Origin of the sequence: Xanthomonas nasturtii, from assembly GCF_001660815.1 — a bacterium.
Taxonomy (GTDB): Bacteria; Pseudomonadota; Gammaproteobacteria; order Xanthomonadales; family Xanthomonadaceae; genus Xanthomonas; species Xanthomonas nasturtii.
The window spans coordinates 1-9,447 of the sequence record NZ_LYMI01000016.1; the positions used below are offsets into that span (position 1 = coordinate 1).

The following is a 9,447-nucleotide window of genomic DNA, read 5'->3' on the forward strand; positions in this document are numbered from 1 at the left end:
CCGGTCTTGAGCCGCAAGGCCGGGCGCTATGCGCATGCGCGCCAGTTCAAGCGCATGCACAAGGTGCTGCGACGCCAACGCACGCTCCTGGGACGCGTATTACGCGATCTGCAACGCAAGCTGGACCCCTTGATGCGTGAGCGCATCAGTGTCTGGCTGGAACGCGCACAACGGGTGTTGACACAACGCCCCAAGGACAAGCAAAAGCTCTACGCCCTGCATGCGCCGGAAGTGGAATGCATGAGCAAGGGCAAGGCACGGACACCTTACGAATTTGGCGTCAAGGTCGGCATTGCGGTGAGTGCGCGCAAAGGCTTGATCGTGGGCGCGCGCAGTTTTCCCGGCAATCCCTACGACGGCGATACGTTGGCCGAGCAGCTGGAGCAGACGCGTGGGTTGCTGCAGGATGTGAATGTGACCCCGCAGGTAGCGATCGTGGACCTGGGGTATCGCGGACGTGAGGTAGATGGCGTGCAGATCCTGCATCGCGGCAAGGCCAAGACGCTGACACGACGGCAATGGAGCTGGATCAAACGCCGGCAAGCGGTGGAGCCGGTGATTGGACATCTGAAACAGGACTGCCGCTTGAATCGCTGCTATCTAAAGGGTGCCCAAGGCGATGCACTGCACGTGCTCGGCTGCGCCGCCGGCTACAACCTGCGCTGGCTGCTGCGCTGGATCGCCTTTTTGCGTGCCTGGTTGCAGGCGATGGCAGGGGCATCCTTGAGCCTGGTGCACCGGTCGCCGCTGACCTTTGGTGCTTGAAGGGGGTTTTTCAGGGGCGACTCTTTACGTTCTGTCCTTGAATGAGTGGGCGCGCAGTGTAGAGGTGGCAAGGCCGCATCGGTCAGGCATTTTTCCGCAGGTCCCGCCATACTTGTCGTCATGGGCATTGAAGTCGAACGCAAGTTTCTCGTGACCGGCGACGGGTGGCGTAGCGCCGCGCATGCGGTGATCCCGATGGCGCAGGGCTACATCAACGATCAGGCGGCGCTGCGCAGCGGTGCGCAGAATGCATCGGTGCGGGTGCGGATTCAGGGCGAAAGCGCGTTTCTCAATCTGAAATCGCGCGAGGTGGGGCATACGCGGCAGGAGTTCGAATACCCGATTCCACTTGCCGACGCACGCGCGTTGTTGGCGCTGTGTGTGGGCGGTCTGATCGACAAGCGCCGGCATCTGGTCGCCTGCCAGGGCCATGTATGGGAAGTGGACGAATTTCTGGGCGATAACGCCGGCCTGGTGGTTGCAGAGATCGAGCTCGATCGCGCCGACGAAGCGTTCGCCATGCCCGAGTGGATCGGGGCCGAGGTCACCGACGACGTGCGCTATTACAACCTGGCGCTGGCCTCGCATCCGTTCAAGCGTTGGAGCGGGGAGTTGTGATTCGGGATTTGGGATTGGTCACGGCGTAGATGGTGCTCGGCGCCTTGGTGAGCGGGTTGAGGGGTTGTGGCAGAGATGCGTAAGAGCAGATGACGCTCGGTGCCAGGCCTGTGCTTTGCAAGCCCTCATCCCCACTCCCGGCATTGTCTACCGGCTTGCGAATCACCAATCCCGTCGCCCAAACCCGTCTATGCTCCACAAATCCTCAATCCCCACCAACGAATCCCCGCTCATGCGCATCGACATCTGGTCCGACGTAGTGTGCCCCTGGTGCTGGATCGGCAAGCACCGTTTCCAGGCCGCCATCGCTGCGCTTGGCGCGCAGGCGCCGGCTTTGGACATTCACTACCACGCGTTCGAACTTGACCCCGATGCCGGCCCGGAGCCGACGCCGTTGCGCGACGCGCTGGCGTTGAAGTTCGGCGGCGCTGCGCGGGTCGAGCAGATGTTGGCGCAGACCCAGGCCACCGCGCAGGCGGAAGGATTGCCGCTGGATTTCGGCCGTGGGCAGGTGCAGGTCAGCACGTTGCGCGCACATCGGCTGATCTGGCTGGCCAGTCACGAGGGCGATGTGGATGCGGTGATGGAAGCATTGTTCCATGCGCATTTTGCCGAGGGCCTCAATGTCGGCGCGACCGCAACGCTGGTGCGTGCCGGCGAAGCCGGTGGCCTTGCCGCGGCGCGCGTGCAGGCGATACTGGCGTCCGAAGAAGGCGTCGTCGAGGTGCAGGCACAACTGGCGCAGGCTGCTGCGTTGGGCATCCGCGCGGTGCCCAGCTTCGTGATCGACGGCCGCGCCCTGATCCAGGGCGCGCAGCCGCCGGAAAGTTTTGCGCAGGCGCTGCTGCAATTGGCAGCCGAATCGACCCCGGTCGGCGGGCCGGATGCCTGCGGGCCGGACGGCTGCGCGGTGTGACCCGCATGCCAACCGCATGTGCCGGCAAGTGCGCGCCGGTGTGATGTCGCCCGCCCGTGCGCAGACGGTGGCGGTGATCGGTGCCGGGCTGGCCGGGCTGGCCTGCGCGCAGCAGCTGCAGGTGGCAGGCCACGCAGTGACGCTGTTCGAGCAGTCCGATACGCCGGGCGGCCGCATGCGTCACTGCGCAGGCGAGCATTGGCAATGTGATCACGGAGCGCAATATTTCACCGCGCGCGATCCTGCATTTGTAGCGGTTGTGAATGGCTGGATCGACGCGGGTAGTGCCGCGCCCTGGCTGGCGCGCATCGCCAGCTGGGACGGCACACAGTTACGTCGCTCGCACAGCGCGCTGACGCGTTATGTGGGTGTTCCCGATATGGCCGCACCGGCACGGACGCTTGCAGCGCATCTGGATGTTCGCCTGTCGACCGAGGTACGCGCGCTACAGCGCAGCGGGCGGCGATGGAGTGTGTTGGTCGGGCAAGACGCGGCGGCGCAGATGGTCGATGCAGTATTGCTGGCCGTCCCGGCACCGGATGCGGCCCGGTTGTTGGAACGGGCCGCGCCTGCACTTTCGTCGGTTGCCCAGGACGCGCACATGCAGCCGGCCTGGGCACTGATGCTGCGTTTCGATGCGCCAGTCGATCCGGGCTACGACGCAGTGTTCGTCAACACCGGCCCGTTACGCTGGGTGGCGCGCAATTCCAGCAAGCCTGCGCGCACAGGTGCCGAGACCTGGCTGCTGCATGCCACTGCCGCGTGGAGCCAGGCGCATTACGATGCGACGCCTGCGCAGGTGATCGCCAGCATCATGCCGGAGCTTGCAGCGCTTGGTTTACCGATGCCGCAGTCGTGCGATGCCTATCGGTGGACGGTTGCCAGCAGCGAACCGGCATCGCAGATCGGCTGCGTCTGGGATGCACAGCTCGGCCTTGGCATGTGCGGGGAGTGGCTGGCAGCCGGCAAGGTGGAGGGCGCTTGGCAGAGCGGGGTGGCGTTGGCGCAGCGCGTGGCTGCCGGCGATGTAACGCACAGTGGTTGCGGCTGACGTCATGGCAGGCGGCGCAGCGCAGGTCAAGGCCCGGTGCGAGGCAATGCGTGATGTCATGGCGTTGGTCCCATGCGGACTGCCTTGAAAGCTCTGGCAAACCACTGGCGTGGAGTGCTTCTCTACGCGCTGAGGTCAGCACGCGCGCACCTGTGCATCAGCAGGATCGAGCGCCGCGCTGATGCATGATGCCACTGCACCCACTGCACCCACGGCGCAGACGAGCTTGCAGGCGCCCGCCCACACGCTGCGCCTGATCCTGGGCGACCAGCTCAATCCGCAGCACAGCTGGTTCGCAACGCGTGCTGCGGGCGTGGTCTATGTGTTGATGGAAGTGCGCGCCGAAACCGATTATGTGCTGCATCACGCACAGAAGATCCTGGCGATCTTCGCGGCAATGCGTGCGTTTGCGGCGCACTTGCGACACGCCGGGCATCGCGTGCGTTACGTCACCATCGACAACCCCAGCAACCGGCACTCGATTCCCGCCAATCTCGATGCGCTGATGGCGCATTACCGCGCCGACCGTCTGGAGTACCAGGCGCCGGACGAATGGCGGCTGGACGAAGCGCTGCAGCACTGGAGTGCTGCGCAGCCCTTCGCTGCGCACACGGTCGACAGCGAACATTTCTTGACCGCGCGCAACGAGGTCGCCGGGTGCTTCCGTGCCGGTAGCGCGTGGCGTATGGAAGTGTTTTATCGGCGCATGCGGCGCCAGCATCGCATCCTGCTCGATGCCGCCGGCGAACCGGAAGGCGGGCGCTGGAATTTCGACCACGACAATCGTGCGCCGTGGCCGGGCGATCCGCCTGCGCCGCAGGATTGGCGCGCAACGCACGATCACGGTGCACTGTGGCGCACGATCGAGGCCGCCGGCGTGCGCAGCTTCGGTGCGCCGAACGCGCACGCCCTGCCGTGGCCGCTGGATCGCGCTGAAGCCTTGCAGCACCTGGATGCCTTCATCGCGCAGGCACTACCGGACTTCGGCCGCTACGAAGATGCGATGAGCACGCGCAGCCCGCGCCTGTTTCATTCGCTGCTGTCGTTCGCGCTCAACGTCAAGATGCTGCACCCGCGCGAGGTGATCGCCCGCGCCGAAGCCGCGTGGCGGCACGGGCATGCGCCGTTGGCAGCGGTGGAAGGCTTCATCCGCCAGATTCTGGGCTGGCGCGAGTACGTGCGCGGTGTGTATTGGTCGCAGATGCCTGGCTATGCGCAACTGAATCACCTGGATCAGCATGCACCGCTGCCGCACTGGTTTTGGGATGGGCAGATCGGCATGCGCTGCCTGGCCGATGCGGTCGGCAACTCGCTGGCCAACGCGCATGCGCATCACATCCAGCGGCTGATGGTGATCGGCAATTTCGCGCTGCTGGCGGGGCTGGACCCACAGGCGCTGCATCGCTGGTACCTGGGTGTGTATATCGATGCGTTCGAGTGGGTGGAGTTGCCCAATACGGTGGGCATGAGCCAGTTCGCCGACGGCGGCCTGCTTGGCAGCAAGCCGTATATCAGCGGCGCGGCCTATATCGACCGCATGAGCGACTACTGCGGTGGCTGCCGCTACCAGCGCAAGTTGCGGGTTGGCGCCAACGCCTGCCCGTACAACGCGCTGTACTGGGATTTCCTGCAGCGCCAGCGCGCGCTGCTGGGCGCCAACGAACGCTTGGCGATGCCGTACCGCCAGCTCGACGGCATGGCCCCCGAGGTGCTGGCGCAGGTGCAGGCCCAGGCCGCGCAGTGGCGGGCCCATCTGGAAACGCTCTGAGGTGCGCGGGATCCAACCCGCAGAACGTCGTGCCCGGCGGCCCGGATACTGCTTAGTCCGCAAGGGCACAGTGGCTGCGAGCTTGTACGACACCGGCAAGCCACCGGCAGTGCGCGCACAACGTCGCGGAACTAAACAAAGCGCGTCGATACCCTGATCAGGCGCCTGCCTGAATGCGCGATCTGACGCTGCCACGCGCATCTGCGACAATGCCGCGCTGCGCCGCCACGGCGCCTGGCCCGGGAGTCCCCCAACATGCTTCTGATCGGCGTTGCCGGTACCGAACTCAGCGCACAGGAATGCGACTGGCTGCAGCACGATGCGGTTGCCGGCGTGGTGCTGTTCAAGCGCAACTTCGCCTCGCGCACCCAGGTGGCCGAGCTGTCGGCGGCCATCCGCGCCGCGGCGCCGCGCCCGGTGCTGATCTGCGTGGACCAGGAAGGCGGCCGCGTGCAGCGGTTTCGCGAAGGCTTCAGCGCCCTGGCGCCGCTGCAGAGCTTCGGCACCCGGTACCAGCAGGATCCGGAAGGCGCACTCGCCGCGGCCCGCGCGCACGCGCAGCTGATGGCCACGGAAGTGCGCGCCAGCGGCGTGGACCTGAGCTTTGCGCCGGTGGTGGATCTGGGCCGTGGCAACCGTGCCATCGGCGACCGCGCCTTCAGCGACGACCCGCAGATCGTGGCGACCTTTACCCGTGCCTATGTGCAGGCGCTGCACGGCGCCGGCATGGCCGCCACGCTCAAGCATTTCCCCGGCCACGGCACGGTGCTGGAAGACACCCATGTGGATCACGCCAGCGACCCGCGCTCGCTTGAGGTGTTGCAGGCCGAAGATCTGCTGCCGTTCGTGGCCGGCATCGAGGCCGGCGCCGATGCTGTGATGATGGCGCATGTGGTCTACCCGCAGGTCGCCCCGGAGCCGGCCGGTTATTCGCAGCGCTGGATCGAACAGATTCTGCGCGGCCAGATGGGCTTCCGCGGCGTGGTGTTTTCCGACGACATCGGCATGGCCGCCTCGTTCAGCGCCGGCGGCGTGGCAGGCCGGGTGCATGCGCATCTGGATGCCGGCTGCGACGTGGTGCTGGTCTGCCACCCGGAACTGGTCGACGAATCGCTGCAGGCCGTGCAGGGCCGCAGCCTCAATACCGCAGCATTGATCGGCCTGATCGGCCGCGGCGCACTGGGCTGGGATGGCCTGCTCGCCGGTACCGACGCCTCATTCACCACTCCTCTTTCTGCCCATTTCGGAACAACTGCCTGATGTCCACGCTCACCATTTCCCAGGCCCTGGCCCAAGCCGATCTGCTGGTCGACCGTCCGGCCATCGATGCCGCCGTTGCCACCATCGCCGGTGCGATTGCACGTGACTATGCCGGCGAAGTGCCGGTGTATCTCACCATCATGCACGGCGCGCTGCCGTTCTCCGGCCAACTGGCGCTGGAACTGGGCGCACGCGGCCAGGACCTGCAGTTCGATTATCTGCATGCCACCCGCTACCGCGGCGAAACCACCGGCGGCGAGCTGGTGTGGAAGCACCGCCCGGCCACCGCACTGTTCGGCCGCCGGGTGATCCTGGTCGACGACATTCTCGACGAGGGCTACACCTTGCAGGGCGTGCGCCAGTGGTGCCTGGAGCAGGGCGCCACCGACGTGCGCGTGGCGGTGCTGACCGTCAAGCGCCACGACCGTTGCGTGCCCGGTGTGGCTGCCGATTATGTGGGCGTGGAAGTGGCCGATCGCTACGTGTTCGGCTTCGGCATGGACGTCAACGAGCAACTGCGCGGGATTCCTGCCATCTACGCCATGAAGCAGTAACCCGTTCTTGCCCCGCAGCAATGCGGGCTGCCGAGCGCGCCGTGCTGCGCGCACCATCGTTGATTTTGTTGCAGAGGTCGGTTGTGTCCGCAAATTCCATCGCATTGGCCGTTATCGGCGGCACTGGTGTCTACAAGCTCGCGCAGCTGGACGATGTGCAGTCGCACGAACTCGAAACGCCGTATGGCGCACCCTCGGGGCCGATTCGCGTGGGCATGCTGCTCGGTCATCGCGTCGCCTTCCTGGCGCGTCATGGCGAAGGCCATTCGCTGCCGCCGCACAAGGTCAATTACCGCGCAAACATCGCTGCGTTGCAGCAAATCGGCGTGACGCGCGTGCTGGCGCTCAACACCGTGGGCGGCATCACCGAGCAGTTCGGTCCGCGCGTGTTGGCCTGCCCGGATCAGCTGATCGATTACACCTGGGCGCGCGTGTCCACCTTCTGCGAAGAGCCGGGCAGCGAGGTGCAGCACGTGGATTTCGGCCATCCGTATTCGCCGATGTTTCGCAGCAAGGTGATTGCGGCAGCCAAGGTGACCGGCGTCACGATGGTGGCCGGCGGTTGCTACGGTGCGACGCAAGGACCCCGACTGGAAACGATTGCAGAGATCGCACGCATGCGTCGCGACGGCTGCGATCTGGTCGGCATGACCGGCATGCCCGAGGCCGGGCTGGCACGCGAAAAAGGCCTGGAATATGCGTGTTTGGCGATCGTGGCGAACTGGGCGGCCGGTTGCGGCGACGCGCAGGAAATCACCATGTCCGAGGTGTTGGCCAATGTGGATGCCGCATCGTCCGGCTTGCCGGAGCTGATTGGCGAACTTGCACGCGGGTGATTGTCATTGGGGAATAAGCTTTGCATACTCGGCGCGTACGCACCGCCGTACACCACCCATTAATTATTGCAAAGGTCTCGCATCACCATGCCGAACGGTACCGTCAAGTGGTTCAACGACGCCAAGGGATTTGGCTTCATCTCACCGGAGGACGGCAGCGCCGATGTCTTCGCGCACTTCTCCGCGATCAATTCCAAGGGCTTCCGCAGCCTGCAGGAAGGCCAGCGCGTCAGTTATGACGTGACCCAGGGCCCCAAGGGTGCCCAGGCTTCGAACATCACGCCGGTCGAGTGATGTGACTCGATTGTGCGGTTGAAGAACCCCGCCACGGCGGGGTTTTTTTTGCACCGTTCCATGCGGGATCGGTGCTAGCGAAACAGAGCAGGGACGATGCAACGAACATTACGGATTGCGGTGGTTGGCTACGGAACGGCGGGGCAGGCACTGGCCGTGTTGCTGGGGGCCGATGGGCATCACCTGGAGGTGTTCGAGCGCGCCGCCGCGCCCGGGCCGGTGGGCGCAGGCTTCTTGCTGCAGCCCAGCGGCCTACAGGTGCTCTGGAACATGGGCTTGCTGCCGCAGGCGCTTGCGCATGGCGCACCGGTGCGCCGCTTGTACGGCGACACGCCCTGCGGGCGCGCAGTGATGGACATGCAGTACCGCGATCTGGATGCGCGCCTGATGGGTGTGGGCATGCAGCGCGGCGCCTTGTTCACGCTGCTGCGCGAGGCCTGGCCGCAGCACGCGCAACTGCATGTGGATACGCAGATCACCGCCATCGACCACGACGGCGTGCGCGTGCAGGACCAACGCGGGCAGTGGCACGGCCCTTACGATCTGATCATCGCCGCCGATGGCTCGGCCTCCACCTTGCGCGCGCAGGCGCAGGGAACCCGGCTGGATCGGGTGTATCCATGGGGCGCGCTGTGGTGTCTGTTGCCGCGCGAGGACTGGCCGTTCGTGGACGAATTGCGCCAGCGCTATATCGGCGCGCGCAAGATGATCGGCCTGCTGCCGGTGGGCACGCGTCCGGGCGACGACACCCCGCGGCTGAGTTTTTTCTGGAGCCTGCCGTGCAGCGATTTCGTGGCCTGGGAACAGCGCGGCATTGCAGCCTGGCGCGATGAAGTGGCGCAGATGTGGCCGCAAGCGCACGCGCGGCTTGCCACGGTGCAGGTGCATGGCGCACTGGCGCGGGCAAGCTATCGCGATGCGGTGGTGTCGCGCTGGCATCGCGGCCGCTTCGTGCTTGCCGGCGATGCCGCGCACGCGATGAGTCCGCAGCTCGGGCAGGGCGTGAATATGGCGCTGCTGGATGCACTGGCCATGCGCGATGCATTGCGTGCGGGCAGCGATCTGGACGAGGCGCTGCAGCGCTACCAACGCGAACGCCAGGCGCACGTGGCGATCTATCACCGCTGGAGCCGCTGGCTGACGCCGTTGTTTCAGTCCGAACGCGATCTCTGGGCACAAGGCCGCGACCTGCTGCTGCGCCCGATGGGACGTGTGCCGGGCGGGCGCGGGCACATGCTGCGCGTGCTCAGCGGCACCCAGCATGGCTGGTTTGGCAAGTTGGCGTTGGCGCCGGACTTCGTGGAGGCGTTATCGCAACCAGTGGCGCATGCCGCCGACGCTAAAGCAGAAGCGGCCGCAGCGTCGTAGCGTCGGCCGGCGTATGC

10 protein-coding genes are annotated in these 9,447 nt (G+C 65.9%); all 10 read left to right on the forward strand.

What is annotated here, in order from left to right; genetic code table 11:
* On the forward strand, window positions 1–765 hold a 765-nt coding region (locus tag A7D16_RS07500; protein WP_153043143.1), incomplete at its 5' end, for a transposase.
* A 120-nt stretch (window positions 766–885) separates the two neighbouring features.
* On the forward strand, window positions 886–1,383 hold the full coding sequence (locus A7D16_RS07505; RefSeq protein WP_064631332.1) for a CYTH domain-containing protein: 498 nt from the start codon (window positions 886–888) through the stop codon (window positions 1,381–1,383).
* A gap of 232 nt (window positions 1,384–1,615) precedes the next feature.
* Entirely contained in the window at window positions 1,616–2,299 is a 684-nt protein-coding gene (locus tag A7D16_RS07510) for a DsbA family oxidoreductase (protein WP_064631334.1), read from the forward strand.
* 16 nt (window positions 2,300–2,315) lie between these two features.
* Entirely contained in the window at window positions 2,316–3,350 is a 1,035-nt protein-coding gene (locus tag A7D16_RS07515; RefSeq protein ID WP_064631336.1) for an NAD(P)/FAD-dependent oxidoreductase, read from the forward strand.
* 181 nt (window positions 3,351–3,531) lie between these two features.
* Window positions 3,532–5,118, forward strand: a complete 1,587-nt coding sequence (locus A7D16_RS07520) for a cryptochrome/photolyase family protein (RefSeq protein WP_064631338.1) — start codon at window positions 3,532–3,534, stop codon at window positions 5,116–5,118.
* 255 nt (window positions 5,119–5,373) lie between these two features.
* Window positions 5,374–6,378 (forward strand): beta-N-acetylhexosaminidase, encoded by a 1,005-nt coding sequence (gene nagZ, locus A7D16_RS07525; protein WP_064631339.1) that lies wholly within the window; start codon window positions 5,374–5,376, stop codon window positions 6,376–6,378.
* On the forward strand, window positions 6,378–6,932 hold the full coding sequence (locus A7D16_RS07530; RefSeq protein ID WP_064631341.1) for a hypoxanthine-guanine phosphoribosyltransferase: 555 nt from the start codon (window positions 6,378–6,380) through the stop codon (window positions 6,930–6,932). The genes nagZ and A7D16_RS07530 overlap by 1 nt, the downstream gene beginning before the upstream one ends.
* 83 nt (window positions 6,933–7,015) lie before the next feature.
* The gene (locus tag A7D16_RS07535; protein WP_064631457.1) at window positions 7,016–7,768 is read left to right on the forward strand and encodes an S-methyl-5'-thioinosine phosphorylase; all 753 of its coding nucleotides are present in this window, start codon (window positions 7,016–7,018) and stop codon (window positions 7,766–7,768) included.
* An 87-nt stretch (window positions 7,769–7,855) separates the two neighbouring features.
* Window positions 7,856–8,062, forward strand: coding sequence for a transcription antiterminator/RNA stability regulator CspE (cspE, locus tag A7D16_RS07540; RefSeq protein ID WP_003488188.1), 207 nt, complete (start codon window positions 7,856–7,858; stop codon window positions 8,060–8,062).
* Window positions 8,063–8,158: 96 nt separating this feature from the next.
* Window positions 8,159–9,430 carry an FAD-dependent oxidoreductase gene (locus tag A7D16_RS07545; protein ID WP_064631343.1) on the forward strand — a complete coding sequence of 424 codons (1,272 nt, stop codon included), beginning with the start codon at window positions 8,159–8,161 and terminating at the stop codon, window positions 9,428–9,430.
* The last annotated feature ends 17 nt before the right edge of the window (window positions 9,431–9,447 follow it).

Coding starts and splice junctions, on each gene's coding strand:
- A7D16_RS07505 (WP_064631332.1), top strand. CDS start 886: ATGGGCATTGAAGTCGAACGCAAGTTTCTCGTGACCGGCGACGGGTGG.
- A7D16_RS07545 (WP_064631343.1), top strand. CDS start 8,159: ATGCAACGAACATTACGGATTGCGGTGGTTGGCTACGGAACGGCGGGG.
- A7D16_RS07515 (WP_064631336.1), top strand. CDS start 2,316: ATGTGCCGGCAAGTGCGCGCCGGTGTGATGTCGCCCGCCCGTGCGCAG.
- cspE (WP_003488188.1), top strand. CDS start 7,856: ATGCCGAACGGTACCGTCAAGTGGTTCAACGACGCCAAGGGATTTGGC.
- A7D16_RS07520 (WP_064631338.1), top strand. CDS start 3,532: ATGCATGATGCCACTGCACCCACTGCACCCACGGCGCAGACGAGCTTG.
- A7D16_RS07530 (WP_064631341.1), top strand. CDS start 6,378: ATGTCCACGCTCACCATTTCCCAGGCCCTGGCCCAAGCCGATCTGCTG.
- A7D16_RS07510 (WP_064631334.1), top strand. CDS start 1,616: ATGCGCATCGACATCTGGTCCGACGTAGTGTGCCCCTGGTGCTGGATC.
- nagZ (WP_064631339.1), top strand. CDS start 5,374: ATGCTTCTGATCGGCGTTGCCGGTACCGAACTCAGCGCACAGGAATGC.